We start from the raw sequence: 26,027 nt of genomic DNA, 5'->3' as shown, positions 1-26,027 counted from the left end.
GAAGGCCATGCCTGAGTACGACGACGACTGGGATGTTCCGGAGGACGAGGACAGGGATGTTCCCGAGAACGAGGGAGACATCCCGGACCGGAACAGCGACAGGAACAAGAAGAAGATCACCTGGAAGACGGTCCTGCTCGCGCTCGTGGTCTTCGCGATCGTCGGATCGCTCGTCCAGGTCATCGCGCGCGGCGGCTTCGGAGGCGCCCTGAACACCACCGGCAACGGCGGGGGCGGCTCCGCGAAGAAGGAGCGGTCCGAGCAGGAGGTGCGGCCGCCGAAGCCGCCCAAGACCATCCGGCTGGGCAACCAGCGCATCCCGCAGTCCTCCGGCCCGATCATCGTGATCAACCCGGGCCTGGTGACACCGGGCAGCAAGGCCGCGGTCGAGGGCGGTGGCTTCGACAAGAAGGCCACGGTGGACATCCTGCTCAAGGCCCGGAAGTCGGCCACCAAGGGCCGTCCCATCGGCAGTGTCAAGACGGACCGCTACGGCTCGATCTACGCCCGGTTCACCCTGCCCGAGTCCGCCGGCAACCGGCCCACCACCCTCGTCGCCCAGCAGCGCGGCAGCACCAAGGCCGCCGAGGCCCAGGTGGTCACCGGTGGCGCGGTCGGCACCGCCAGGATCAACAAGATGGTCGGGCGGCCGGGCGATGTGGTGTCGGTCAGCGCCCATGGCTTCCGCCCCGGTGAGGCGATCGACGTGTTCTGGGGACGGACCACCGGCACCCCCGTGACCACACTGCACACCGACAGCGGCGGCGGTGTGGGCCGCGCGGACATCAAGGTGGGCGTCGCCCCGACCGGCTCCAGCACCCTGGTCCTGGTGGGCAAGCGCAGCAAGACCACGGCCACCGCGCCGTTCCAGATGCTGGCGATGTACCCCACGATCAAGTCCTCGCCCTACGCGCTCAAGGCCGGTCAGCGGCTGACGCTGTCCGCCAAGAAGTTCGCGCCCGGCGAGCGGGTGCTGGTCTACATCAACTCCACCGGCGGCCTCCCCGCCTTCACCGCCCAGGCGAACGAGATGGGGCAGATCCGCGATGTGGCGTTCAACGTTCCGTACGGCCTCAAGGGACGGCAGACGCTGATGGCGATCGGCGACCAGAGCCGGGCCGTGGTCCGCTCGGGCTTCACGGTGCTGCCGTACACCCCGTCCGCCGAGCCCAGCGCCTTCGGCGGCAGGGCGGGCACCACGCTCAGCTTCTACGTCGCCGGCTTCGCCCCGGGCGAGACGGTCAACGCCTACGCCGGCTCGGCCGCCAACAGCCAGCGGAAGATCGGGACCTTCCAGGTCGACAGCCGGGGCAAGGCGTCGGCGGTGGGCTCGTACAAGATCACCGCGGCGGACGAGAACGGTGTGTCCTTCCAGCTCATCGGCCAGAAGAGCGGCGGCGTGGCGAAGGCCAGCATCAATATGTCGTCCGGCCAGGGCCAGGGGCACTAGGGACGGGAACGACACCCGAACGAGAACGTGGGCCGGGGTCGCACCGGCCGGCAGGGGGCGGGGCCCACGTTCGGGAAAGCGGTCACGCAAGGGCCGCGGGACGGCTCGCCGACGGGCCGAGAGTGCCGTAGATGTACCATGCGTCCTGGAGTGTCCTATGAGTGTTATTTTCGGCCCGAACTCGCGAAGAGTCCTGCAATTCCTGACCCATATCGAGGACCTCTCGCCGGAGGAAATCGACCGGGTGGCCGATCTGTGGAAGCAGACCTCCAGCCAGACCCGTGCCGAGGGATGGGCGGAGGTCCACCGCACCACGACCGATGTGGAGCGGTACCGGATCCTTGTGGCCGCCTCGGTGGCCCGCCGGGCCGCCCTGGACACGGCGCAGCACCACCACCGGAGCGACTGGGCCTTCTGGGCCGCGGTGTGGGACGCCGCGGCGGCCGTCGCCGTGTGCGACCGCATCGGAAGTCACTACAACGTGCTGGTCGCGCCACTGGCCGCGGTCATGCCGTCACTGGCGCACTGCCGCCGCGATGAACTCAGCACCCGCGAACTCCAGGGTGCCGTCCTCAAGGGAGGTGGGTAGCGATGGGCGACAACCGGATCGACGTGGTGGTGGCGGATGACGACCCGGCCGTCCGGGAGGCACTCGCGGACCTCATCGACTCCCACCCGGACCTGGAACTCGTCGGACTGGCCATCGACCACGAACAGGCCGTGCGCTCCGCGGTCGAGCACCGCCCCAAGGTCGTGATCATGGACGTACACATGCCCAAGGGCGACGCCCCGGGCAGTGTCCGCGCCATCCGCGACCAAGTCCCCGGCGCCCGGGTGGTCGCGCTGTCCGCCCACGGCGACCGCGAGACCGTCCTCAACATGCTCGCCGTCGGGGCCAGCGGCTACCTGGTCAAGGGCACTCCGGCCGAGGAGATCCTCGAGGCGATCATCCGGGCCGCGCGCGACCAGTTCAGCATGTCCGCGGAACTGCTCGCCGACTGCGCCGAACCGATGCGCCGCGCCGACCGCGCCTCCTGGCGCTTCGAGGACCTGGTGGGCAGCCGCCTGGAGGAGTCCTACCTCGAACTGCTCGGCCACGCCCCGTGCGGCGTCCTGGTCCTCGGCTCCCGCGGCCGGATCGAGTACGCCAACGCCCACGTCCGGCACATGTTCGGCTACAGCTCGGCCGAGCTGCGCGACAAGCGGCTGCGGGACCTGGTTCCCGAACACTTCCGGGCCGCCTCCGAGCAGCTGATCGGCCGGGTCTTCACCGCGCCGTCCGCGATGTCCGGCCGCCGCCGCGACGGCGCCGAGTTCCCCGCCCAGTTCAGCGGCGGCCACCTCCAGGGCAAGCGGCCCCGGTGCGTTGTCTTCGTCTCCGACCTCAGCCAGCTGCGGGCCGCCGAGAGCCGGTTCCGCCAGCTCATCGAGTCCTCCCCGGACGCGATGGTGATCGTGGACTCCGCCGGGCGGATCCAGGCCGCCAACAACCGCACCGAAGCCCTCTTCGGCTACGACCGCGACCATCTGATCGGCCGCGCCGTGGAGGCGCTCCTCCCCGACCAGCCGCTCACCATCTCGCTGCGCGAATGGGACGACACCGTGGAACAGCCGGTCGGCCACAGCATGGAGCTGGTGGGCCGCCGCAGCGACGCCAAGCAGTTCCCGGCCGACATCAGCATCAGCCCGCTGCGCACCGAGGAGGGGCTGCTGACCGTCCTCACCATCCGGGACATCACCGAGGTGCAGCGCGCCCAGTTCGTCCTGGAGCGCAGCCTGGAGCTGCTGGAGGTCACCGATCGCGACCGTCAGGCGCTGCTGAGCCATCTGGTCCACGCCCAGGAGGCCGAACGCGGGCGGATCGCCGCCGATATCCACGACGACACCATCCAGGTGATCACCGCGGCCAGCCTCCGGCTCCAGCAGCTGCGCCGGCGACTGCGGGACCCCGAGGAGCAGCGGGTGATGGAGAAGCTGGACGAGACCCTCAAGCTCTCGCTCAGCAGACTGCGGCAGCTGATCTTCGATCTGCGCCCCTCCAGCCTGGAGCACGGCTGTCTGGCCGGGGCGCTGCGCGGACTGCTGGAGCAGATACGCACCGAGACCGGGGTCACCTACCGGCTGGAGGACCGGCTCACGGTCAAGCCCCCGCCGGAGACCATGGCGCTGATCTACCGGACCGCGCAGGAAGCCCTGATGAACGTGCGCAAGCACGCGCGGGCGAAGACGGTCCATGTACAGCTGCTCGGGCTCGACGAGGGCTGTCTGGTGCGGATCGTCGACGACGGCGAGGGCTACAACCCGCTGGAGGTGGAGTCCCGCCCCGGCCATCTCGGCCTCTCCCTGATCCAGGAGCGGGCCCAGATCGCGGGCGGCTGGTGCCGTATCGAGAGCGCGCCGGGCTCGGGCACCACCGTGGAGTTCTGGGTGCCGCTCGGTGAGGTGCGGCCACCCGCCCTGGACCCACTGGGTCCCCCGGAAGGGGACGTACAGCCGTGACCGCACCGGCGGATCTGACCAAGGTGCTGATCGTCGAGGACCACCGGGTGGTGGCCGAGGGGCTGTGGGCCCTGCTGGCCGAGTACGCGGACCTGACGGTGGTCGGCTGGGCCGACTCGGTCGCCGAGACCGTAGCCATGGCCAAGGAGCTGAAGCCCGATGTGGCACTGGTCGACTTCCGGCTGCCCGACGGCACCGGCGCCGACGCGGCCGCCAGCATCCGGGCCCACGATCCGTCGACCGCCATCGTGATCCTCAGCGCCGACGCCAGTGACCCGGCGCTGCTGGCCGCGGTGGAGGCGGGCGCCTGCGGCTATCTGCTCAAATCGGCGAGCGGCGACGAGATCGCCGCGGCCATCCGCTCGGCCGCCGAGGGCGAGACCCTCATCCCGGCCAGCACCCTGGTGGAGGTGCTGGCCCGGCACCGCGAGACCGCCCGGTCCTCCGCCGCGCAGACCGAGCGGCTGGAGTCCCTGACCAAGCGCGAGCAGGAGATCCTCACGCTGATGAGCCAGGGTCTGGACAACCGGGCCGTCGCGGAGCATCTGAGCATCAGCTACGCCACCGTGCGCACCCATGTGCGCAAGATCCTGGAGAAGCTGGAGGCGCGCTCCCAGCTGGAGGCGGTCGCCAAGGCCGCCGAATTCGGCTTCAAGCCCGCGCAGCCCGAACGGCCCGGGTCCGACGGCTGACGTCCCCGGGGAGGCCATCGGCCCGTACGGCCCGGCTGACCGGCCCTGCGGGCCTCCACCGTATGGGGCGATGCCAGAGGGGGACCGGATGGGGGACAAAGTCCCCCTTCAGGTGGAATTCCCGGCACGCCGAGCCGGGTTCCCTCCCCATGCGAGTCCTTACGCGGATCCGATGGCCCCCGAGCCGGGGCCCCGTCCCCCGTCCGCCCCGACGGTCACGTTCGCCCCGGCGATCGCGACCGTCCCGTTCCCTGGGCAGGTGAGCCAAGTGGCGCTTCGCGTTCTCATCGCCGACGACCATGCGGTGGTCCGCCAGGGCCTGCGCATGATCCTCGGGCTCGACAACGACATCAAGGTGGTCGGTGAGACGACCAACGGCCGGGAGGCCGTACGGCTGGCCCGGGAGCTGTGCCCCGACGTCGTCCTGATGGACCTGCTGATGCCCGTGATGGACGGGGTCTCGGCCACCGCGGAGATCCGCCAGGACCTGCCCGAGGTCGAGGTGGTGGCGCTGACCAGTTCGCTCGACGACGCCATGGTCATGGGCGCGGTACGGGCCGGGGCGATCGGCTTCCTGCTGAAGAACGCCGAGGCCGACGACCTCAGGAACGCGGTCAAGGCCGCCGCCGCGGGCCAGATCCATGTCTCCCCCGCCGCGATCTCCCGGCTGATGGGCCAGGTCAGGGACCCCAGCGGCCCGGAGCAGCTCACCGAGCGGGAGACCGAGGTGCTGACCATGCTCGCCCGCGGCAAGGCCAACAAGGAGATCGCCCGCGATCTGCGGATCGGCCAGCAGACGGTGAAGACCTACGTCAGCCACATCCTGACCAAGCTGGGCGTGCACAGCCGGACCCAGGCCGCGGTCTACGCGGTGCAGTCGGGCCTGGTCCCGGCCGGTGAGATCAGCCCGCCCGAGGAGCTGGAAGCGACGACGAGGGAGCAGTGGTGGTCGGCGTGATCGGCGGACACGGGATCCTGATCGGACGGCGGCGGCGCTCCAGGGCGGCGCTCGCCGAGGTCACCGAACACCTCCTGGCGGGCGCGACCGGCGATACCGTGCTGCGGCTGATCGCCCGCGGACTGCGCGAGGCGCTGGGCGCCGATATGACCCGCGTGATGGTGCTGGAGCCCGACGACGTGCTGGCGGTACGGGTCACCGACGGCACCCCGGCGGTCACCCCGCGCGGACCGCTGACCCCCGGCGGCTCCGCCCCCGCCCGCCAGGCGATCCGCGCCGGACGGCCCACCCTGTCCGGCGGTGAGCGGCGGCCGCCCCGCTACCGCCGGATCCCCCATGACACGGCCCTGACCTCGGTACTGGACGCGCCCCTGGTGGTGCGCGGCCAGCCGGTGGGGGTGATCGAGGTGGCCAGCCGTCCCGGCGGCCGCCGGCTCACCCGCGCCGATGTGCGGACCGTCGAGCGGTTCGTGCCGAGCGCCGGGCACGCGGTCGCCCGGATCCGCCACCGGGACCAGCTGCGCCGGCTGGCCTCGGCCGCCGCCGGACACAGTGCGGTACGGCGCACCCTGGATTCCCTGGCCGCGGGTGCGGTGGCCCGTACCGGCGCCGCGAGCTGCACCGTCTATCTGCTCGAGCCCGGCACGGGGACGACGCTGCGGATGGCGGGCGGCGGCCACGGCCACACCCCGCCCTCGCGCAGACCCGCGCTGGAGGCGATCGCCGGAACGGCCCCGGTGATCCACGACGGCAGCGGCGGCACGGCCGGTGATGGCCCCGCCCGGGGCGCGGTGGCCGCCTGGCCGCTGCTGCGCGAGGGCACCGCGATCGGGGCGATGTGCTGCCACTTCCCCGCGGGCCGCGACCCCGCCGACACCGATCTCACCGTCCTGGAGGTGATCGCCGGGCATGCGGTGTGCGCCGTGGAGCGGGACCGGCTGGGCTCGGCCGCCCAGGAGAAGGCGGTGCGCGAGGAGCGCCGACGGATCTCCCGCGAACTGCACGATTCGGTCTCCCAGGCGCTGTACGGCATCGCGCTCGGCGCCCGTACCGCCCGGGAGCTGCTGGAGCGCGATCTCGCGGGACCGGCCGGACTGGCCGAACTCGCCCAGCTCGCCGAGCCGATCGAGTACATCCGGCGGCTCGCGGACGTCGCCATCGCCGAGACCCGGACGCTGCTGTGCGAGCTGCGGCCCGAGTCGCTGGAGGGCGAGGGGCTGGTCGCCGCGCTCACCCGGCATGTGGAGGCGCTGCGGGACCGGTACGGTATCGCGGCCGAGGCCCGGCTCGGGGACGAGCCGGAGACCACGCCCGAGGCCAAGCACGCGCTGTTCCGGATCGCCCAGGAGTCGCTGCACAACGTGGCCAAGCACTCCCGCGCCCGGAACGTCACCCTCCATCTGCTCAGTGGTCCGGGCACCGTGACGTTGACGGTCGCCGACGACGGTGTCGGCTTCGACTGCCAGGGCTCCTTCCCCGGCCATCTGGGGCTGCGCTCCATGCGGGAGCGGGCCCGCGAGGTCGGCGGCACCCTGAACGTGGACAGCAGCCCGGGCCGGGGAAGCCGGATCCGGGCCACCGTCCCGACCGGCCCATGAGCCCACATTTCTGACGGCATATGAGACATTTCTGTGCATGCAGCCGACCGTGTGGGACCGCACGCTGGACGCCGGGCTCAGCGCCGGGCACACGGCGGTCGAGGAGGGCCTGTTGAGGGCCACCCGGAGCGATGTGCCGTTCATCACCGAGGCCGCGCGGCGGCGCCTGAGCGCGCGCGGCCCCCGCCTGATGCCGCTGCTGGTGCTGCTGGCCGCGCGGTTCGGCGATCCGGACGCGCCCGGGGTGGTGCCCGCGGCCGTTGTCGTCGAGCTGACCCACCGGGCGACGCAACTCCACGACGAGGTGCGGGACGAGACGGGCGTACGCCGCCGGGGCCCCGGCGCCGCCGGTCCCGCCCCGGACGCCAACTGGGACAACACCGTCGCCGTCCTCACCGGCGACTTCCTCTTCGCCCGCGCCTCGCATCTGCTGGCGGGGCTGGGCCCACAGGCCGTACGGCTCCAGGCCGCAGCGTTCAAACAGCTGGTCACCGGCCAGATCCTGGAGACGGCCGGGCCACCGGACGGCCATGATCCGGTCGCCCACCACCTGGCGGTGCTGACCGGCCGGTGCGGTTCGCTCACCGCCGTCTCCGGGCGGCTCGGCGCGATGACCGCCGGGGCCCCTCCGGCCGTCGCCGACGCCCTCGACCACTACGGCGAGCGGCTGGGCGTCGCCCACCGGCTGACCGCCGAGGCGGACACGGCCCGGTCCGCGGACGCCCTGTCCCCGGACCGCCGCCCCACGCTGCCGCTTCTGCTGCTGCGGTCGCGGGGTGGGGCGAACGGGGACCAGGAGCTGTACGACCTGCTCACCGCCGGACCCGCCGAATGGGAACGGCACGCGGAGGCGGTGGCCCGGCTGCGGGCCCATCCGGTGCTTGCGGAGGTCCGCCGGGAGGCGGTCCGCCAGGCGCAGGCGGCCCGCACCGCCCTGTCACCGCTGCCCGACGGCCCGGCGAAGTCCGCGCTGGACGAGCTGTGCCGGGCGGTGGTGCGGCGGGCCACCGCCGACGGGGACTGACCGTTTACGACGGCCGCTCACCGCGCAGCAGCGCCTCGCCGAAGCGGCGCAGCCGTGAGAGCGCGTCGAGGTCCAGCGGCTCCCGGCGCCGTACCAGCGCCCGCCTGATCTCGCGCTGCTCGCCCGCCGCACCGCATCGGCACCCCGTACCGACGCCCGTGGGCCGGGCCCTTCGTCGCCTCACAGCGAGGAAACCCGCCGGACGCGAGCGAGAATTCCACCACCGCGCGGCCGGGCCGCCGCACCGCCGGGGGCCGCTATGGCTCCCCTACGGTGTGGCTGATCACCAGCATCGACTGGAGCCGCACCCCGGCGGCGCAGGCGCGGGCCGGGCCTCGGCGACGTACGGATGGGCGGCGTCGGGGGTGTACACCGCACACCGGCCGTCCTCACCGCCGATGCCCGCCGGACGAAGCACGCCTTCCACCGCAGATGGTGGTCGAGGACCCGGCGGTCGGCCGCCGCCGGGTCACCGGAGGGCCGCAGGGTGCCCGGCGGATACGGACGGGTGTGGCTGCCGAAGGGGACGGCCGCCGCGGGGCCCTGTCCCCCGTCATCGCAGTCGGCGCCGCCGGGTCCGGCGCGCCCAGCCCAGCAGCGAGAAGATCACGTCGGCCACGGGAACAGCACGGCGCCGATGACCAGCAGGTAGCCCAGCCCCTCCACCGTGGTGCCGATGATCCCGAGCGCCATGGCCACGATGACGAGGAACAGGAACAGAGCCACGGCGCGACGTCTCCTCGGGTCGGCGGCGAGCCTTGGGCAGCGGCAAGCCGTGGGTCAGCGGCGGGCGAGCCGCCGTTCACCGGCGGCGGCCTGGTAGGGCTTGCCGTAGTACTGGAAGATCGTCCCCTCCTGCTCCGCGGGCAGGATGTCGTCCGTCCCGATCGACGGGGCCTTCTTCACCCTCGACCGGTCGTACGAGACCTTGACGTACCCCGGCCCGACGATCGCGTCGTCGACGGGGACGAACACCAGGCGGTGGCGGGTGGGCACCCCGGTACGGACGGTGGCCATATACGGTTCGTCGTTGGTCGTGGCCACGTAGATCGCCTCGAGTGAACCGATCTTGCGGCCCTGCTCGTCGACGACGGCGCGGTCGCGCCACTCACGGATATCGGCTGGCTGGATCATGACTCATCACCCTCTGACCTCTGTGCTTCAAGGCTGCCTCGCCTTTCCGCACAACGCCACGCCATCCACCCACAGGGGGTACGCGGCCGTACGCCGTAGGGGCCCGGCCGGAGGTTCCGGCCGGGCCCCTACGCATCGGCTATGCGGCTATACAGCTGTGCGGCTATTCGGCGAGCAGTCCGCGGCGCAGCCGGGTGAGCGCCTTCGTGAGCAACCGTGACACATGCATCTGGGAGACACCCAGCTCGGCGCCGATCTCGGACTGGGTCATCTCGTCCCCGAACCGCATCTGGAGGATCCGCCGGTCCCGCTCGCCGAGCTGCTCCATCAGGGGCTTCAGGGCGTGCAGGTTCTCCACGACCTCCATGGCGGGATCGAGTTCACCGATGCGGTCGGCGAAGGTGGTCACCCGGGTGGTGCCGTTCTCATGGTCGGCGGGGGCGTCCAGCGAGGTGGTCAGGTAACCGTTGCTGGCCACCAGTCCGTCGAGGACTTCCTCCTCACTCAAGCTCAGATGCTCGGCCAGCTCGGCGGTGGTCGGCGACCGGTCCAACCGCTGGAAGAGCTCCTCGTTCGCCTTGGCCAGGTCGATCCGCAGCTCCTGGAGCCGGCGGGGCACATGCACCGCCCAGCTGGTGTCCCGGAAGAACCGCTTGATCTCCCCCACGATGTAGGGGACCGCGAAGGTGGTGAACTCCACCTCACGGGTCAGGTCGAACCGGTCGATCGCCTTGATCAGACCGATCGTGCCGACCTGGACGACGTCCTCCATCTCCACCGAGCGGTTCCGGAACCGCCGGGCGGCGTAGCGGACCAGCGACAGGTTGAGCTCAATCAGGGTGTTCCGCACATATTGGTATTCGTGCGTCCCCTCTTCGAGCTCCGTCAGCCGGTCCAGGAACGTTTTGGTCAGCGCCCTGGCGTCCTTCGGCGCGACCTTCGAGGGGTCCGCCACCGAGGGAAGGCCAGCGAGCCCAACTCCACTGTCCTGCTCAGCTTCGGCTGCCGTCATAGCTGACGAGACCACGGGTGCCGTGCCGTTCACGTCGCACTCCCTGTATCGGCTGCATGCATAGGCTGATTGGAGACGCGTGTACCCACCCTCTACACCTTCATTCCTAGAAATCTCGGCGGCACGCCGGAAGCGGTGCGGATGGCCCGGCGTCCGGCCCACCCCGGAGCGGCCACGACTGACCCACCGTCAGCACCATCCCCCAGGCCGCGCCGACCCGCGGCCGGGCACGAAACAGGCCCCGCGGCCTCCCGCGCGACGCCGACGATCCGGCTCTCACCGGTCTGGCTCGCCCCCTGAGGCCGACCAGCGGCCGCCCACGCTTCCCCACCCGCGTGCCCGACCGAGCGACGCGCGGGCCTCTCGTCCAGTCACGCCGCGACGTGGACCACGGAGACGAACCGGCGACAGGGTGCGACACGTGAACAAATCTTGAGAGTTTCGGCACACCTGTCACGCCTATGTCACAGCCTATTGATTCAACGTTGCGACTGGTTGGCGTAGTTGGAAGGATGGCTCTGGAAACGACCTTCTATTAGCTCGGCGAGGGGGCCAGATGAAGTTCGACATGGGGGCTCAGACCCTGTCGACCTTGCAGTCGAAGTCGCGCGGGTCGAGTGACGATCTCGGTGCGTTGATTCGCCAACTCGTGCAGGCAGCCGAACCGTTGGAGGGAAAGTTCAACGGCTCCGGCAAGGCTGCGTTCGACTCGTTCAAATCACGGTCGGACGAGATCTCGCAGTCGCTGCACGGTGCGCTGTCCTCGATCCTGGGTGGACAGTCGGGGATGGACTCGGCATTCGGCTCGGGTGACCAGGAACAAGGTGACAACGCGCGGACACAGATGTCCGCGGCCAACTTCGACGCGGCCCGTTTCTCCGGCCGTTGATCTTCGGCCGCTGACCGCGATTCCTTCGAGCTCAACGGGGAGTGAGCATTCATGGCTGCCGGCAGTGACCGCCGCTCGTACGACACGGGCGCGTCCGCGGACGCACAGGGCAACATCCAGGCGGTGATCGCCCGCCTGGAAGAAGTGATCACCGCGCGCGACGCCCAGGTGAAGGCGGCGATGGCCGACTTCAGGGCGGACGGTGTGGCGGATGAGTACCACGGCAAGGAGCAGCGCTGGAACCGGTCCTCGCAGGAGGTCAAGAACATCATCCAGCTGCTGAAGACAACACTGGAGAAGAACGACGGCACCGCGCAGCACACGCTGTCGCGCGCGAAGGCCGCGGTCGACAACATCGGCTGAGCCGCGTAGCCGACGGCACCGCTGACGTTCACTGGGGGGGCTCATGACGGGCTGGGATCTGAAGCCACAGGGTATTTCGGGCGTACTCAAGACAACGGGTGAGTTCGCGGCGAAGATCGAGACGCACGCGAAGTCGTACGGCAGCCACCTTCAATCGGCGGCGGAGAATGCCGGCACCATCAGTGCCGACGCCGGCAAGGGAGGGGAGAAGGCCAAGGGGGGCCTGGTCGCCCTGGCCCTCTCCCAGTTCTCCACCCACGCCACACCCGATCTGAAGTTCATCGCGGCGCGAGCGGGCAAGTCGCTGAAGGGCGCGATGAATGCCACGACCGAGTACCTCAACGGTGATCTGCACATGGCCGCCGAGGCCCAGCACAAGGCTCTGCGCGACCCCGATCTGGACCCGAAGAAGCCGGGGATACAGACCAAATGATCAAGCCTGAGGAGATTCCCCAGTACACCGGTGATCTGGATCTTCTGGAAAAGGCCTACACCGGGCTGAAGAAGGACGCCGGTCATATCCGTACCGTCGGCGCCGATGTCCACAGTCACTTCCAGGGTCTCTCTGCCTACTACAAGGCGCCCGAGGCCGAGCAGCTCTTCGCGACCACCCAACCGGTCAAGGACCGCGCCGATGGCTTCGCCGATGACGTGGGAACGGTCGCCACGGCCCTGTCGGAGTACGCCACCGAGATCCGCCCCCTGGTCACCAAGCTGGCCAACCTCAAGACGACCGCCACCACGTTCGTCAACGACCACAAGGGCGACGACGACTGGCAGTACGACGAAGACAAGGTCGACGAACACAACCAGCTGCGCGATGACATCACCCGGACCGTCGCCGCGTTCTGGGCCGCCGAGCGCACCTGCCACAACAAGATCACCGCGTTGTTCCACGGCGCCCAGATGGTCGCCGGGGACGGGTCGGACCGCGAGAACCAGTACGGGTTCAACGCGGACGACATGGCGAAGGCCAAGCTCCCCTGGGGCGACCCGGTCGAGGAGAAGCACCACGCCTGGGAGATCGGCCACTGGGTCAAGTCCTTCGTCTGGGACGGCCTGATCGTCGACGGCGTGTGGGGCACCCTCAAGGGCCTGGGCACCCTCGTCGGCTTCGGCGGCTGGGACGCCATGGGCAAGGCATGGAAGGGCCTGGCCCAACTCGCCACCGGCCTGGCCATCACCTCCATCCCCGGCGCGGGCACCCTCTTCTGGGCCCTCCCGGACGACAAACTCCCCTCCTGGCTGCGCGACTCCCGGACGGCCATGAAGGAGACCGGCAAAGCCCTCGTCGCCTGGGACGAATGGGGCAAGAACCCCGGCCGCGCCGCGGGAGCGGTCACCTTCAACGTGCTGACCACCGTCTTCACCGGCGGCGCGGGTGGCGCCGCGTCCGGCGCGGGCAAGGCGGGCGCCGTCGCCAAGACCCTCGCCGCCGCGAGCAAGGCGGGGAAGGTCATCGACCCGATGACCTACATCACCAAGGGCGCGGGCGCGGGTCTGTCGAAGATCGGCGACATCGCCAAGGGGCTGAAGGGGATCGAGTCCATCGACATCCCCCAACTGCCCGACGGCACGGTCCACATCCCGGAGGGCTCCTACCTCACCCCCGACGGCAAGGTTCATCTCCCCGACGGTTCCGGTTCGCCCATCCCGGACGACGCGGCCAGGATCCCCAAGGACAGCGTCGCCCTGCCCGACGGCGGCCTCCTGCCCCCGGGCAGCGTCAAACTGCCGGGAGAAGGCGCCCCGCGCTTCATGGACACCGACGGCAACATCTACAAGTCCGACGGCTCGCTCGCGCACGACGGGGCCCACGCCCCCAGGGACATCGTGGACCGCCCGGCGGGCTCCGACGTTCCCAGGGTTGACAGCCCCACCCGCCAACCCGACCTCGTCGCCGCAGGCGCCCGCACCCCCGACAACGCCGCCCACATCAACCTGGGCGGCGGCCTGGACGACATCGGCCGCCTCGGCGACGACCTGCCGGGCGGACGCGTCGGTGACGACATCCCGGGCGGGCGCACCGGTGACAACCTGCCCGGCGGCCGGGCCGGAGACAACCTTCCCGGCGGCCGGGCCGGAGACAACCTCCCGGGTGGCCACGCGGGCGACAACCTCCCCGGCGGCCACGCCCACGACCACGGCCCGGGCCCGTCGGCCAGCCACGAGCCGCCGTCCGGCAACCACGGCGACGGTCCCAACAGCGGTGGCCACCATGGCGAGAGCGGCAGCGGCGGACACAGCAGCCACAATGACGGCCCCAGCACAGGCAGCGAGGGAGGTCCGACAGGACCGACCCACGAGGCGGGACAGATTCCGTCGAGTGGGGGGCACCCTGAGGTACCTGGGGGAGCACATCCTGGCTCCCCCATAGACGAGATCGCTCCGGATCGGTACAGCCGGGGCAGCGAGGCGTCACACCCCCCTACCGAACCCATGCGTCCCGAGCAGGAAGCCGCGCTCACGGATGCGCTCACCCGTGCGAAGATGGCTCCACAGGATCAGGCGAGTGTGCTACGCACCCTGCGCAAAGAACCCTTCGGCGCCGAAGTCGCCGACCTGATCTCGCGCGGGCATCTCAGTGACGCGCAGAACTACAACAAGATCCTCGACATGTGCAAGCAGGCTTCGAGCAAGGAACAAAAGGGCATGGTCCCGGCCGCATATATGGCTCTGACTCATGCAACAGAGCTGCAGAACAGGGGCTTTAATCGCCTTGCGTTCGAGCTCGAAGACGATGTAACCGGTCTCGATCTGGACGTCACGACGCTCCATCCCGACGGTACGCCGGGCTTCGGCTATCAGCTGAAGGACGTGGACAATATCTCCGGGATCAGGAGTGCGGCCAAGAAGGCGGGCAAGCAACTCCTACCCGACGCAGCCACGAAGAAGTTCGCGATTCTCGATGTGCATCAGTCGCTCGCGGATCTCAACGCCAAGATGTTCAAGGAAGTAGAATTCCAGGCCCGGAAGGCAGGGGCTACATTTCAGCTACGCTTCCACGATGGGTCCATCACCGTTCCGCCCAACCGTCCCGTTCTCCCGTGAGGTAATGCATGTCGACCCTGATGCGCGCTCCGCGTGAATGCGGATCATGGCTCTGGGATCTCGAAGAATTCGCACCACCCGGCCTGGAGTCGGCTTTGACCACGGCGGCCCGCATGGCAGAGGTCCTCGCAGCGCACGACCTTCTGACGCCGCAGCGCCTCGAATACCGTTGGTACGTACTCGACTCGGGCGGAATCAACATCACGACGAACCTGGCGCTGACGGTTCCCCTCAGTGATGCAGCGCTTCCCGAGCGAGTGCGTGGTAGCCGTCCCGTCGGATTCCCGGACGCCGACGTCGACGACCTGCACGTCGTGGGGCCGGGACGGTGGGTCGACGCCCAGGGCACGCCTCATACCGAGCCGCGCCTGCTGGACCTGTCGGTCTCCCCTGCCCCCGTTGGGCTCTCCGCTGAACTCGCTGTCCACCATGACATTTGGGGCTGGTTCGACTTCGCGGGCCGGCCGCACCCCGATGTGCACCAGCGCAATGCGCCTCGCCTCACGGCCGCCATCGAGGACCTGAATGCTCTGCTGGGCGTGTCCGGGGAGCCCGGCGAACCCACGTACTTCGGTTCGGCCACGGAATTGGGCATCGCAACCCCCGACGCCCGCGACGACGGCTCAGGCCCCGACGTCACGGACAGGCTATGACGTCTGGCGACGCTTCCAGGAGTGAGACTGATGCCGGCTCCGGGCGTTCCGCCCAGCGGCACGTTCATGCCGGAGCACCCGGCGAAGCCACTGCGGCGCCGAGGCGACGTCGGCGACCACATGGCGGAGTACGCCCCTGCCGCCCTGCCTGCGCGCCCCTTCACGCCACCCTGAGCTGCAATCCTCGGCTCGGCATCCCCTGACCCGGGGTGTACGGCCCCCGCACGATGGCTTACGTTGCATAGAGGCAGTGAGGAGGGGGATTCCGAGACCAGTGGCACGGGATTACGACAGCCAGCTCCTGGAGTCCGTGGCCGTACGCCGCCGCAGAATGCGGGACGCGCTGCTGTTCGGCGCTCAGCGGGCGCGGCGTACGGCGGATGAGCGGATCGGCAAGATGTTCGCCGGAATCGCCATCGCCGCCGTCCTGTGCGCGGGTTGCGTCGGATGGTCGTTCCTCCAGCACACCTTGCAGAAGCAGAAGAACGAGCAGGAGAAGCGGCAGCGCCAGGAACAGCAGTATCAGCAGCCGCCCCAGACACCACATCCAAAGAATTCCGAGAAGTCCGAGAAAACCGACAAGAGTTCATGATGATGCCCACCAGGTTCCATGCCCTCGACGTCGCGACGATAGGTTCCCATCAGTGGTGAACACAGCATCGACTTCCCGGACACAGCTCACCCGGGTGACGCTGATCGGCGAGCGCCGCCGGGCGGATATCGTCCTGCCGTCCGACGCTCCGATCGGGCAATTGCTGCCGGACATCCTCCAGTTGCTGGACGACCGGGCCGCATCGCGGCCGATGACCCGGCAGTTGATCACAGCCGACGGCTCCGCCCTGCCGCATGACGCCACCCTCTCCTCGGCCGAGGTCGCCGACGGGGCCGTGCTGCGGCTCGTACGGGCGCACGCGGCGCCGCCCGCGCCCGTGGTGCACGACGTCACCGATCTCGTGGCGGACGACCTGGACCTCCAGACCTGGCGCTGGCGTCCGGCCGCGCGCCGGATCAGCGCGGGTGTGGCGACCGTCGTCTTCGCGGTGCTCGCCGCGCTGCTCGCCCGCCGCGAGGTCGCCCTCGACGCGCTCGCCACCGCCCTCACGCTCGTCGCGCTCGTCCTCGCCGCGGCCGGTGCGGCCGCCGCCAAGCTCGGCCGCGGCAACCGCGGGCTCGCCACCGCGCTGCTGATCACCTCCGGCGGGCTCGGCGTCCTGGCCGCGTGGACCGCCGCCGACGCCCACGACTGGTCGGGGACCGCGCGGCTCGCCGCCGTCGCGGGCGCGGTCGTCCTGACACTGGTCCTGCTCGGCTACTTCTCACCGCTCGGCCGCGGCGGCCTCGTCGGCGCCGCGGCCACCACCGCGCTCGCCATCGCGTGGCTGGCCGTCGCCGCCGTGCAGGACAACACGGCCCGGCTCGGCGCCGTGATGGCGGTCTTCTCCGTAATCCTCCTCGGGCTGCTGCCACGGCTCGCCCTCATGGCCTCCGGCCTCACCGCGCTCGACGACCGCCGCTCCGCCGGGACGTCCGTCAGCCGTCACCAGGTGGGCAACGCGCTCGCGGCCACGCACCGCGGCCTCGCCCTCGCGACGATGGTCACCGCGGCCTCCGCGGCGGCCGGCGCCTGGCTGCTCACCGTGGCCGACGAGCCGACCGTGTGGACGATGACGCTCTCCTCGGTCGTCGCCCTGGTACTGCTCTCCAGGGCGCGCGCCTTCCCGTTGATCGCCGAGGTCGTGACGCTGATCGCGGCCGCCGCGGTCCTCGTCGTACGTCTGGTGGTCGTGTGGATGGGGCATACCGGGGGCACCGGACCGCTCGCCGTGCTGTGCGCGGCCGCCGTGCTGCCGCTGCTCGTCCTGGCAGTGCAGCCGCCCGAGCATGTACGGGTCCGGCTGCGACGGGTGGCCGATCTGACCGAATCCATCGGCGTCGTGGGACTCTTCCCGCTCGCCGTCGGTGTGTTCGGCGTCTACGGACAGCTCCTCAACAAGTTCTGAGTCGATCGCGCAGCCCTCCGGGCGGGGTGGCAGGTGGGAAAGAGGGCCGACATGGCGAACGCGGACAACTGGCAGGGCGATGTGCTGCGCACCCTGCGGGACAACGGCGCCCCGATGGATGCCCGGGTGGATGGCCCGATGGATGATCCCGTGGAGGCGCCACCCCCCAACGCCCCGCGGCAGGGCACCACCCCGCCGCAGACCCCACCACCGAGCGCGCCCCACCCGGCCCCGCCGCCCCCGCGCACCCCCGACTCCCGCCCCGTGGTCGACCCCGCCCTCGCCGCCGCCGCGCACCGGCCGCGCCACGGTGAGCACCTGGCCGCGCGCGCCGCGCGCACCCTGCGCCGTACCGTCTCCTCCTCGGCCGCGCGCGAGGTCGCCGAGACCACCGCCACCGCCGAGATCCTCCAGCAGCCCGTGACCACCGGCCGCCAGATCGCCGTCACCTCCATCCGCGGTGGCGCGGGCAAGTCGACCGTGGCCGCGCTGCTCGGCATGACGTACGCGCACTACCGGCAGGACCCGGTCCTCCTCGTCGAGGCCGACCCGGCCCTCGGCTCGCTCCCCTCGCGGCTCGGCGCCGAGTCCGTGCGCTGGACCACCGGCGACCTGGCCGGGATCGTCGAACCGCAGATGTCCCTGCTCGACGTCACCGGCTATCTCGTCCAACTCCCGGGCAACGCCTGGCTGCTCCCCGGCAGCCAGGGCCAGATCGGCGCGATGCTCGACACCAAGGCGTACGAGCGGGTCATGGTCTCGCTGCGCCGCTACTTCGGCGTAACCGTCGTCGACTGCGAGACGCTGCCCGCCGAGGTCGCCCGGGTCGCGCTCTCGGCCGCCCAGGCCCGGGTGCTGACCGCGCCCGCCACCCTCGAGGGCATCACCAGCACCCGCGCGGTGCTGGAGTGGATGCAAGGGCTGCCCCGCCACATGCTCGCCGGAACCGTCGTCGTCCTCACCGAACTCGTCCCGCACTCCGGCATCGACCTCGGCAAGGCGGCCCAGCAGCTCACCGCCACCGGGGCGAGCGTCCGGATGCTGCCGTACGACCGGCACTTGGCGGCCGGTGGCCCGATCCGCACCGAACGTCTCGCCCACGCGACCAGGGAAGCCGCCGCCGTCCTCGCCGCGGACGCGTTCCGGCTCTCCCAGCAGCGCCGCTGATCCCGAGGACGGACGCCGATGAGTACCCGACTGATCCACCGCCCGGCCCGGACCACCCGCCCTGCGGCCCCCTCCGAGGCGCGCACCATCGAGGCCCCGCCCAACCTCCCCGAGGGGAAGTCGGGCAACATCGCGATGTCGCTGCTGCCCGTCGCCGGTGTGCTGTCGTCCGTCGTGATGATGACGGTCGTCCGCAACAGCCAGTTCGCCGGGCTCGGCGCGATCATCGTCCTCGTCACCATCATCGGCTCCCTCGGCCTGGTCTTCTCACAGCGCGGCAAGGCCCAGCGCACCCGCCGCACCCAGCGCGAGGCGTATCTCACCTATCTCGAAGACCTCCGGGAGGAACTCGCCCGCGAGGAGCGGGAGCGCAGGGAGCGGGCCGATGTGCTCAACCCGCCGCCGGACGCCCTGTACGACATCGTGCGCGACCCGGCCCGGCTGTGGGAGCGCCGCCGTCTGGACGGGGACTTCCTGCGGGTGCGCGTGGGCACCGGTGAGATGCCGGTACGCGACCTCACCGTAGGCCAGCAGGGCTCGTCCGTCCTCACCCCGCCCGACCGCTTCATGCTCAACGAGGCGTCGGCGCTCATGGCCCGCTTCCGCAACGGCACCGAACTCCCGCTCACCGTGCCCCTGGACCGCGTCGGCAACATCAGCGTCATCGGTCCGCGCGAGGACTGTCTGCGCGTCGTGCGCGCCCTGCTCGTCCAGACCGCCGCCACCCACGCGCCGGACGACGCGGCGATGGCGCTCGCCGTACCGGGTGAGCGGATGGCCGACTGGGAGTGGGCGAAGTGGCTGCCGCATCTCCTCGACACCGAGCAGTTCGACGGCCCCGTCGCCGCCCGTCGCATCGCCCCCTCACCGCCCCAGCTCGCCCGGCAGATCGGCCCCGAGCTGCGCCGCCGTGCCTCGTACGCGGCCGAGGTGCGCCGCGGCCTGTCCGGTGTGGACGCGCTGGCCATGATCTCGCGCCTGCTCGTGGTGGCCGACGGACACGGCGAGGACGCCGTCGACCTGCCGCGCCCCGACGACGCGGTGGGCTTGCGCGAGATGGGCGTCACGGTGCTCCATCTCCTCGAGCGGCGGGTCCAGGAGCCGGGGCAGGTGAGCGTCCGGATCACGGTCGACGGCGACCAGGTCGTCATCGAGGATCTGCGCGAGAAGGAGCCGATCAGCGCCCACGGCACGGTGGACGAGGTGGGCATCCCGTTCGCCGAAGGGCTGGCCCGGATGATCGCGCCGCTGCGGCTGTCCGCCGAGTCGCTCGTCGACGCCCCGCTGTCCGGCCCCGTCGACTTCGCCGAACTGCTCGGCATCGACGATGTGGCCCGGCTGGATGTGGCACGCCTGTGGGCGCCGCGCGGTGAACGCGCCTTCCTGCGCGTGCCGATCGGCATCAGCGACTCCCATGAACCGGTCCTGCTCGACCTCAAGGAGTCGTCCGAGCTCGGCATGGGCCCGCACGGGCTGTGTGTGGGCGCGACCGGTTCGGGGAAGTCGGAGCTGCTGCGCACCCTCGTTCTCGCCCTGGTCGCCACCCATCCCCCCGAGGACCTCGCCCTCGTCCTCGTCGACTACAAGGGCGGTGCGACCTTCGCCCCGTTCGCCGAACTGCCGCATGTCGCGGGGGTCATCACCAATCTGGAGAACCAGGCGGGTCTGGTCGAGCGCGTCCACGCCTCGCTCGCGGGCGAGGTCAAGCGCCGTCAGCAGGTCCTCAAGGACGCGGGCAATGTCGCCGACATCGGTGACTACGCCGCGCTGCGCGCCGCGAAGCGGCCGGACCTCGATCCGCTGCCCCATCTCTTCGTGGTCATCGACGAGTTCGGCGAACTGCTCACCGCGAAACCGGACTTCATCGATCTGTTCCTGTCCATCGGCCGCATCGGCCGCTCCATCGGGGTGCATCTGCTGCTGTCCAGCCAGCGCATCGAGAGCGGCAAGCTCAAGGGCCTGGACACCTATCTCTCGTACCGGCTGGGCCTGCGCACCTTCTCGGCCGACGAATCCCGTACGGTCCTGGACACCACGGACGCCTTCCACCTCCCCCCGCTGCCCGGCTTCGGCTTCCTGAAAGTCGACACCAGCCACTACGAGCGCTTCAAGGCGAGTTATGTCTCCGGCGCCTACCGCGGGCCGGTCCAGCGGGACGAGGACGAGGACACCGGACCGCTCGCCCTGGAGTACCAGGCGTACAACACCCTCGCCGAGCCGGAGAATCCGGGCGAGCGGGAGCCCGCGATGCGGCGCCGTGAGACCGGGCCGACCGAGCTGGGTGTCATGGTGGCGCAACTCGCCGACGCCGCCGCCCCGGTGCGCCGTATCTGGCTGCCGCCGCTGCCCGACGCCATCGCGCTGGACACGGTCGCGGGCCCGCTGGAGGTCGGCGCGCGCGGGATGCAGCTCGCCCACCCGTCACCCGGCCACCGCCCCTCATCGAGCGCTTCGCGCGCCCCGTCCGAGGGCGGCGGACAGCTCCGGATACCGCTCGGGCTGCTCGACGACCCCACCAAGCAGTGGCAGGGCCGGTGGTACCTGGACCTCACGGTGGCGGGCGGCCACGCCGCCGTCATCGGCGGCCCGCAGTCCGGCAAGACCACGCTGCTGCGCACACTCGCCCTCTCCCTCGCGCTGACCCACACCCCGCAGGAGGTCGGCGTCTACGCCCTCGACCTGGTGGGCGGAGGACTCCAGGCGCTGTCCGGGCTGCCGCATGTCGGAGGTGTCGCGGGGCGCGCCGACCGCGAACGCGCCGGGCGCACCGTCGAAGAGGTGCGGACCATGCTCGCGAGCCGCGAGGACCTCTTCCGCCGGCACGGCATCGACTCCGTCGAGCAGCTGCGCTCCCTGCACGCGGCCGGGCAGCTGCCCGAGCTGGGCTCCGCCGAGATCGTGCTGGTGATCGACGGCTTCGGAGCGCTGCGGGACGACTTCGAAGAGCTGGACGACGCGGTCGTCGACCTCCTCAAGCGGGGTGGCGGCTACGGGATCCATGTCGTCGCGGCCATGCTGCGCTGGAACGACGTCCGCATCGCCACCCAGTCGAACTTCGGCACCCGTATCGAACTGCGTCTGAACGACCCCAGCGAGTCCAGCATCGACCGCAAGCTCGCGCAGACCCTGGCGCCGGACGAGCCCGGCCGGGTGCTCACCGACGGCAAGCTCTTCGCCCAGGTGGCGCTGGCCCGTACGGACGGGCTCGCCGACACCGCGGAGCTGGGCGCCGTCCTGGAGCGCACCGCCCGCACCGTCCGCGCGACATGGAGCGGTGAGGTCGCCCAGCCCGTGCGGGTGCTCCCGCAGGTCCTGGAGCCCGGTCTGCTGCCGGGGCCGGCCGCCGAGCCCGAGCGGGTGCCGATCGGTCTGGATCAGACGGCGCTCGCGCCGGTGACCCTCGACCTGTTCGAGCACGACCAGCATCTGCTGGTGCTGGGCGACAGCGAATGCGGCAAGACGAACCTCCTCAGGACCATCGCGCACGGCCTCATCGAGCGCCACGGCGAGGACGACCTGGTCTTCGCCGTGATGGACCCGCGGCGCGGGCTGCGCGGCGCGATCCCCGAGGAGTTCCGCGGCGGGTACGCGTACAACGCCAGGATGTGCGGGGGCCTTGCCGCCGGTATCGCCACCGAGCTCGAGAAGCGGCTACCCGACGAAAACGCGGACAACGCGGACACCGAGGACCTGGAGCCGGGCAGTTGGGGCAGCGGTCCGCGGATCGTGGTCCTGGTCGACGACTACGACGTGCTGACCACGGCGGGCCAGGCGCCGCTCGCGCCGTTCCTGCCGTACATCCCGTCGGCGGTCGACATCGGCCTCCACTTCGTCCTGACCCGCCGGGTCGCGGGCTCCTCGCGCGGGATGTACGAACCGCTGGTGCTGGGCCTGCGGGAATCGGGGGCCTCGGCACTCGTCATGGCGGGCGACCGCAGCGAGGGGCAGCTGTTCCCGGGGGTGTACGCCGCACAGCAGCCCGCCGGGCGCGGCGTCCTGATCCGGCGGGGCCAGACGAACCGGCTGATCCAGACGGTGTACACGGACGGGTGACGCCGAAGGCGCTCCCGCAGGCACTTCAGGACGAGGAAAGACCGGAGAGAATCACATGACCAAGGACGTCGTCACCCTCACACAGAAGATGCCCGACCCGTTGAGCGTGCTCGCGGGTCTGCTCGCCGGAGGCCCCGACAAGCTGGTCGGGACGACGGGTGAGGACGCCGTCGTACAGCTCTGTGACATGGAGGGGCGCCCCTTGGTCTCCGTGGAGGCGCCGGTGCTCGTGCACGTCGCGGGCGAGGCCGAGCGGTTGCTCGGGGCCACTGAGCCCCCGGTGCCGTTCTGGTGGACCGAGGCCCGCGCCACCACCGGTGTCGAGGAGGCGGAGCGGCTCGCCGGGACCTTCGCCGCCCGGCTCGCCTCCCTGTCGGGTGGCTCCGCCTGGCCGCCGGAGGCAGCGCGTTCCCTCGCCGTGGTGGAGTCCGACGGGGTGAGTGTGGCGAAGCCGCCCGCGGCCGCGCAGCCCGCCGTCGACGTCCTCACCGACAAGGTGGCCGTGGTCATCCAGGATCGCCCGGTGGTCGCCATGACGGCCTGGCTCTCGGACGCGCTCCGCGCCACCGCCCGCGCCGAACTCGGCCTCCAGATCGTCACCTCACCGAAGGCCCGGCTCTCCCCCGCCGTCCGCAACAGCCTCGGCGGCTGGCCCTCCCGCTGGGTCGTCCAGGACGAGCGGGAGGGCTACTACGACGGCCTCTCCGGCGCCGTACTGCGCTGGCAGAACGGCCTGTTCGCCCCGGTCGAGGCGGCCGACGCCACCCCCGAAGAGCCACGCACCCCGGTGGCCGCCGCCTACCAGGAGTTCGCCGACACCGGCGAACGCCAACTGGCCATCACCTTCCGCACCGTTCACCCCGCCGATGACCGCCTGGTCCTCGGCGGCGCACTGGAGTCGGTCTGGCGTGAGCTGACCGGCGAACCCCCGGCCGGCTGGGGCACCGCCGAACCCGCCAACCTGCCCTGGTCCCTGCGGCAGTTGACCGACCTCGCCCACGACCGGGCGCCCGAACCCACCTGGCTCGTGGTCGTCGGCTCCCCCGCCCGCCCCGGCCTGGCCACGGTCCGCATCAGCCGCACGACGGCGGGTGTGGAGGAGGACGTCACCCTGGCCTTCGGCTACGGCCCCGACGAAGAACCCCCACTGGACGCCCTTCCCCGGACCGCGGAGATCCTGGCCACCCGCCATCACCTCCAGTCCCTGCTCCTCCAGCTCCGCAAGGCCCGCCGCGACCTGATGGTTCCGCCCCGCTTCGAAGGCCCCGGCGTCCCGCTGGCCTTCGTCCTCGGAAGCGAAGAGGTCCGCCAGCTGCCCGGCGACCGGGCCCGCCGCACCCCGCTCCCCGAACCACCGCTCCCCCTCGGCCCCGCGACCCGCCCCGCCCTCTACTACCGCCTCCCGGGCGACCCGGCGGACCTGTCGGGCTGGCAGGACTTCGAACGCCTCATGCGCCACCTGAAAGGCGCGTAACTCCACCGGCCCCAGCCCGCGCCCGCCCATCCCGCGACGCGCGTCTCGACAGGTGGGCTGAGTCCGGGCGGCCGGGACGGCGCGGATACTGTGAGCCGCTATGACAGGTATTGATCATTCCGTTGCCCCCTTCGCCGTCCACATTCCCGACGCGGAGCTCGAAGTGGATCCCCTCGCCGCCGAGCAGATCGTCTCCGGGGACCCGGTCGTCACCGGGAAGGTCCTGTGGGAGTCCCCCGACGGCAAGCAGCTTCGCGGCATCTGGCAGATCACCCCGGGCGTGGTGACCGACACCGAGGCCAACGAGCTGTTCGTCGTGGTCAGCGGGCGGGCCACGATCGCGTTCGAAGGCGGGACGGTCCTCGAGGTCGGGCCGGGGGACGCCTGCGTGCTGCGCGAGGGCGACCGTACGACGTGGACCGTGCACGAGACGCTGCGGAAGGCGTACCACATCAGCCTCTGACCACGAACCGCTCCGCGTGATACTCGCCGCCGTCAGACCCGGTTACAGCTGCTGCTCGATCTCGTCGATGCGACGCCGCGTGGCGGCAGCGTTCCTCTGCTGACGTTGGAGCTTCGACTTCGCTGCCGCCAGCTCCTCAGCGAGCCTCTCACGCTCCGCGGCTAGGCGATCACACATGATCTGCTCGTCGTCATAGGCTGGCCCAATCCTCTCGCTCTGTACGACACCGCGGCGAGCATCACACTCCGGGCAGTCGACAACATCGGTCGAGACGCGGTCGTGCTCACGATGTTGTGTGTACCGAACGGTGTGGTCACAAGTGAGAGTCAGCTTCCACGCGTCCTGGTCCTTCTTCCGCTCATCCGTCGACGGCCAGGACGCGACGAGCTCTGCGAGCTTCTGGATCCGCGCTGGGCTCATCGGCGGAGGTGGGCAGCAGAGCATGCAATGCGTCACGCGAGAACCGCTGATACCCCATCGACCGCTCTTGCAGTCCGGGTGACGCTCCCGGAATCGCTCCTGCGCTGCGTCGTACTCCCGCTTCTCCTGCTCGGAGCGGTACATGGTTCCCGGCCAGTCTCCGCGCCCATCCTCCATGGGCTCGCCACAGCCTCGGCACGGTTCGCCAGCTTCGTAATCCTCCCAGCTGAGGTGCATGCCTTCCCGCTGCCACATCTCGCGACGTTCCCTGTCCCTCCGATCTTTCTCTTCGGCTTCGAGGGCCTTCTTCCGGGCGCGCGCAGCGGCACGCCGCTGGCGTTCTTCCTCGGTAAGTTTGGCCATGACGCCTTCCACGGGTGAGTAATTCCGTCACACAAATCCGCCACCTCATCCTGCGACAACTGCCAGCAGCCTGGCTGCCGTCTGCGGCTTTGACGCTGGATCGACCATTCCAACCAGGAATCCGATCACTGTTGCCAGGTTCTGACTGACTGCGCCCGTTCGGCAGCCACCGAATGCGAACAGGGCACCCGGCGTCGTCCGCGCCAACAACGACGTGCTCGACGGCATCCGCAGCACGGCGACCGCGCTCGACTCCGAGCTGCTGCGCATCCACCGCTCATGCACCGGGCTGTTCGACGAGCTGCCGGGCCACGCATGGTCGCAAGACGCTGCCGAAAAGGGCGACGACAATCCGCTCAAGCAGAACGACCACTCGTGCGACGCGCTGCGCTACGCGGTTCACTCCACCGCGCACGAGTGGCGCCACTTGCTGACCGCGCCGGGCGGAGCGGAGGGGTACACCTTGCCCGCCAACCGATGCCGGTACCCCACATCCGCCGCAGCTTGTGTGTTCAGACGTGCCGAACTATGGCTGCACCGCTCAAAAGTGAGAGGACCAAGGGTATGGACGACCGTTGGGGATTTCATACTTAGCTCCGGCGCATCCCAGGAGAAGCAGCAATATAATGATCCATCCCAATAGCATGCCATCCAGCGTTATATGCCCCACCTTCGCCCACACAAGGCCAGCGACCTGGCACGGCCAGAACAGCCAGAAGCAGACCCTCTTTCGTCGGCGAAGTTTGCTCAGCCGCTCTGTTTGC

At 70.6% G+C, this 26,027-nt stretch carries 23 protein-coding genes; 19 read left to right on the top strand and 4 right to left on the bottom strand.

Annotation, left to right across the window (positions count from 1 at the left end):
- Nucleotides 1-7: 7 nt before the first annotated feature.
- The 7 genes from JK363_RS00605 to JK363_RS00575 all read left to right on the top strand — a co-directional run bounded on the left by JK363_RS00605 (nt 8) and on the right by JK363_RS00575 (nt 8,221).
- On the top strand, nt 8-1,450 hold the full coding sequence (locus JK363_RS00605; protein ID WP_201870495.1) for a hypothetical protein: 1,443 nt from the start codon (nt 8-10) through the stop codon (nt 1,448-1,450).
- Between the two features lie 157 nt (nt 1,451-1,607).
- Nucleotides 1,608-2,039: a hypothetical protein gene (locus tag JK363_RS00600; protein WP_201870494.1), complete on the top strand. Its 432-nt coding sequence runs from the start codon at nt 1,608-1,610 to the stop codon at nt 2,037-2,039.
- Nucleotides 2,040-2,041: 2 nt separating this feature from the next.
- Nucleotides 2,042-3,949 (top strand): PAS domain S-box protein, encoded by a 1,908-nt coding sequence (locus JK363_RS00595; protein WP_201870493.1) that lies wholly within the window; start codon nt 2,042-2,044, stop codon nt 3,947-3,949.
- Nucleotides 3,946-4,641 carry a response regulator gene (locus tag JK363_RS00590; protein WP_201870492.1) on the top strand — a complete coding sequence of 232 codons (696 nt, stop codon included), beginning with the start codon at nt 3,946-3,948 and terminating at the stop codon, nt 4,639-4,641. The genes JK363_RS00595 and JK363_RS00590 overlap by 4 nt, the downstream gene beginning before the upstream one ends.
- Before the next feature lie 268 nt (nt 4,642-4,909).
- The gene (locus tag JK363_RS00585; protein ID WP_201870491.1) at nt 4,910-5,599 is read left to right on the top strand and encodes a response regulator; all 690 of its coding nucleotides are present in this window, start codon (nt 4,910-4,912) and stop codon (nt 5,597-5,599) included.
- Nucleotides 5,587-7,197 carry a GAF domain-containing protein gene (locus JK363_RS00580; protein ID WP_201870490.1) on the top strand — a complete coding sequence of 537 codons (1,611 nt, stop codon included), beginning with the start codon at nt 5,587-5,589 and terminating at the stop codon, nt 7,195-7,197. Before JK363_RS00585 ends, JK363_RS00580 begins: the two co-directional genes overlap by 13 nt.
- 37 nt (nt 7,198-7,234) lie before the next feature.
- Nucleotides 7,235-8,221: a polyprenyl synthetase family protein gene (locus JK363_RS00575; protein ID WP_201870489.1), complete on the top strand. Its 987-nt coding sequence runs from the start codon at nt 7,235-7,237 to the stop codon at nt 8,219-8,221.
- Nucleotides 8,222-8,225: 4 nt separating this feature from the next.
- On the opposite strand, the gene JK363_RS00570 is transcribed toward JK363_RS00575, so the two are convergent.
- The 3 genes from JK363_RS00570 to JK363_RS00560 all read right to left on the bottom strand — a co-directional run bounded on the left by JK363_RS00570 (nt 8,226) and on the right by JK363_RS00560 (nt 10,367).
- Nucleotides 8,226-8,405 carry a hypothetical protein gene (locus JK363_RS00570; protein WP_201870488.1) on the bottom strand — a complete coding sequence of 60 codons (180 nt, stop codon included), beginning with the start codon at nt 8,403-8,405 and terminating at the stop codon, nt 8,226-8,228.
- A 596-nt stretch (nt 8,406-9,001) separates the two neighbouring features.
- Nucleotides 9,002-9,355 (bottom strand): PRC-barrel domain-containing protein, encoded by a 354-nt coding sequence (locus JK363_RS00565; protein WP_201870487.1) that lies wholly within the window; start codon nt 9,353-9,355, stop codon nt 9,002-9,004.
- Between the two features lie 163 nt (nt 9,356-9,518).
- Nucleotides 9,519-10,367: an RNA polymerase sigma factor SigF gene (locus JK363_RS00560; RefSeq protein ID WP_201870835.1), complete on the bottom strand. Its 849-nt coding sequence runs from the start codon at nt 10,365-10,367 to the stop codon at nt 9,519-9,521.
- Nucleotides 10,368-10,923: 556 nt separating this feature from the next.
- On the opposite strand from JK363_RS00560, the gene JK363_RS00555 reads away from it, so the two are divergent.
- The 11 genes from JK363_RS00555 (at nt 10,924) to JK363_RS00505 (ending at nt 24,480) form a co-directional block, all read left to right on the top strand.
- Nucleotides 10,924-11,256 (top strand): hypothetical protein, encoded by a 333-nt coding sequence (locus tag JK363_RS00555; RefSeq protein ID WP_201870486.1) that lies wholly within the window; start codon nt 10,924-10,926, stop codon nt 11,254-11,256.
- A gap of 51 nt (nt 11,257-11,307) precedes the next feature.
- A complete protein-coding gene (locus tag JK363_RS00550) occupies nt 11,308-11,619 on the top strand; it encodes a pore-forming ESAT-6 family protein (protein WP_176182112.1) in 312 nt (103 codons plus the stop codon).
- A gap of 43 nt (nt 11,620-11,662) precedes the next feature.
- Entirely contained in the window at nt 11,663-12,052 is a 390-nt protein-coding gene (locus JK363_RS00545) for a DUF6507 family protein (RefSeq protein WP_201870485.1), read from the top strand.
- The gene (locus JK363_RS00540; RefSeq protein ID WP_201870484.1) at nt 12,049-14,670 is read left to right on the top strand and encodes an ICP22 family protein; all 2,622 of its coding nucleotides are present in this window, start codon (nt 12,049-12,051) and stop codon (nt 14,668-14,670) included. Before JK363_RS00545 ends, JK363_RS00540 begins: the two co-directional genes overlap by 4 nt.
- Before the next feature lie 8 nt (nt 14,671-14,678).
- Nucleotides 14,679-15,323 (top strand): hypothetical protein, encoded by a 645-nt coding sequence (locus tag JK363_RS00535; RefSeq protein ID WP_201870483.1) that lies wholly within the window; start codon nt 14,679-14,681, stop codon nt 15,321-15,323.
- A gap of 274 nt (nt 15,324-15,597) precedes the next feature.
- Nucleotides 15,598-15,915 carry a hypothetical protein gene (locus JK363_RS00530; RefSeq protein WP_201870482.1) on the top strand — a complete coding sequence of 106 codons (318 nt, stop codon included), beginning with the start codon at nt 15,598-15,600 and terminating at the stop codon, nt 15,913-15,915.
- 52 nt (nt 15,916-15,967) lie between these two features.
- Complete coding sequence (eccD, locus tag JK363_RS00525) at nt 15,968-17,323, top strand: type VII secretion integral membrane protein EccD (protein ID WP_201870481.1); 1,356 nt, start codon at nt 15,968-15,970, stop codon at nt 17,321-17,323.
- Nucleotides 17,324-17,374: 51 nt separating this feature from the next.
- Nucleotides 17,375-18,490, top strand: a complete 1,116-nt coding sequence (locus tag JK363_RS00520) for a MinD/ParA family ATP-binding protein (RefSeq protein ID WP_201870480.1) — start codon at nt 17,375-17,377, stop codon at nt 18,488-18,490.
- Nucleotides 18,491-18,508: 18 nt separating this feature from the next.
- Nucleotides 18,509-22,543, top strand: a complete 4,035-nt coding sequence (gene eccCa, locus JK363_RS00515) for a type VII secretion protein EccCa (RefSeq protein ID WP_201870479.1) — start codon at nt 18,509-18,511, stop codon at nt 22,541-22,543.
- A 55-nt stretch (nt 22,544-22,598) separates the two neighbouring features.
- Nucleotides 22,599-24,017, top strand: a complete 1,419-nt coding sequence (locus JK363_RS00510) for a DUF6177 family protein (RefSeq protein ID WP_201870478.1) — start codon at nt 22,599-22,601, stop codon at nt 24,015-24,017.
- Nucleotides 24,018-24,117: 100 nt separating this feature from the next.
- A complete protein-coding gene (locus JK363_RS00505; protein WP_201870477.1) occupies nt 24,118-24,480 on the top strand; it encodes a cupin domain-containing protein in 363 nt (120 codons plus the stop codon).
- A 42-nt stretch (nt 24,481-24,522) separates the two neighbouring features.
- On the opposite strand, the gene JK363_RS00500 is transcribed toward JK363_RS00505, so the two are convergent.
- A complete protein-coding gene (locus JK363_RS00500; RefSeq protein WP_201870476.1) occupies nt 24,523-25,263 on the bottom strand; it encodes a hypothetical protein in 741 nt (246 codons plus the stop codon).
- A gap of 214 nt (nt 25,264-25,477) precedes the next feature.
- Here JK363_RS00500 and JK363_RS00495 point away from each other — a divergent pair, with 214 nt between their 5' ends.
- Nucleotides 25,478-25,906 carry a hypothetical protein gene (locus JK363_RS00495; RefSeq protein WP_201870475.1) on the top strand — a complete coding sequence of 143 codons (429 nt, stop codon included), beginning with the start codon at nt 25,478-25,480 and terminating at the stop codon, nt 25,904-25,906.
- The last annotated feature ends 121 nt before the right edge of the window (nt 25,907-26,027 follow it).

This window comes from Streptomyces coffeae (assembly GCF_016741875.1).
GTDB lineage: Bacteria > Actinomycetota > Actinomycetes > Streptomycetales > Streptomycetaceae > Streptomyces > Streptomyces coffeae.
Note: the sequence above shows the minus strand (reverse complement) of the source record. Positions and strands in the feature narration are given on the sequence as shown.

Bases quoted from the DNA above. Each gene is read 5' to 3' on its own strand.
- JK363_RS00595 (WP_201870493.1), top strand. From the start codon at position 2,042: ATGGGCGACAACCGGATCGACGTGGTGGTGGCGGATGACGACCCGGCC.
- JK363_RS00520 (WP_201870480.1), top strand. From the start codon at position 17,375: ATGGCGAACGCGGACAACTGGCAGGGCGATGTGCTGCGCACCCTGCGG.
- JK363_RS00605 (WP_201870495.1), top strand. From the start codon at position 8: ATGCCTGAGTACGACGACGACTGGGATGTTCCGGAGGACGAGGACAGG.
- JK363_RS00575 (WP_201870489.1), top strand. From the start codon at position 7,235: ATGCAGCCGACCGTGTGGGACCGCACGCTGGACGCCGGGCTCAGCGCC.
- JK363_RS00510 (WP_201870478.1), top strand. From the start codon at position 22,599: ATGACCAAGGACGTCGTCACCCTCACACAGAAGATGCCCGACCCGTTG.
- JK363_RS00550 (WP_176182112.1), top strand. From the start codon at position 11,308: ATGGCTGCCGGCAGTGACCGCCGCTCGTACGACACGGGCGCGTCCGCG.
- JK363_RS00535 (WP_201870483.1), top strand. From the start codon at position 14,679: ATGTCGACCCTGATGCGCGCTCCGCGTGAATGCGGATCATGGCTCTGG.
- JK363_RS00560 (WP_201870835.1), bottom strand. From the start codon at position 10,367: ATGACGGCAGCCGAAGCTGAGCAGGACAGTGGAGTTGGGCTCGCTGGC.
- JK363_RS00600 (WP_201870494.1), top strand. From the start codon at position 1,608: ATGAGTGTTATTTTCGGCCCGAACTCGCGAAGAGTCCTGCAATTCCTG.
- JK363_RS00565 (WP_201870487.1), bottom strand. From the start codon at position 9,355: ATGATCCAGCCAGCCGATATCCGTGAGTGGCGCGACCGCGCCGTCGTC.
- JK363_RS00505 (WP_201870477.1), top strand. From the start codon at position 24,118: ATGACAGGTATTGATCATTCCGTTGCCCCCTTCGCCGTCCACATTCCC.
- JK363_RS00500 (WP_201870476.1), bottom strand. From the start codon at position 25,263: ATGGCCAAACTTACCGAGGAAGAACGCCAGCGGCGTGCCGCTGCGCGC.
- JK363_RS00540 (WP_201870484.1), top strand. From the start codon at position 12,049: ATGATCAAGCCTGAGGAGATTCCCCAGTACACCGGTGATCTGGATCTT.
- JK363_RS00545 (WP_201870485.1), top strand. From the start codon at position 11,663: ATGACGGGCTGGGATCTGAAGCCACAGGGTATTTCGGGCGTACTCAAG.
- JK363_RS00555 (WP_201870486.1), top strand. From the start codon at position 10,924: ATGAAGTTCGACATGGGGGCTCAGACCCTGTCGACCTTGCAGTCGAAG.
- eccCa (WP_201870479.1), top strand. From the start codon at position 18,509: ATGAGTACCCGACTGATCCACCGCCCGGCCCGGACCACCCGCCCTGCG.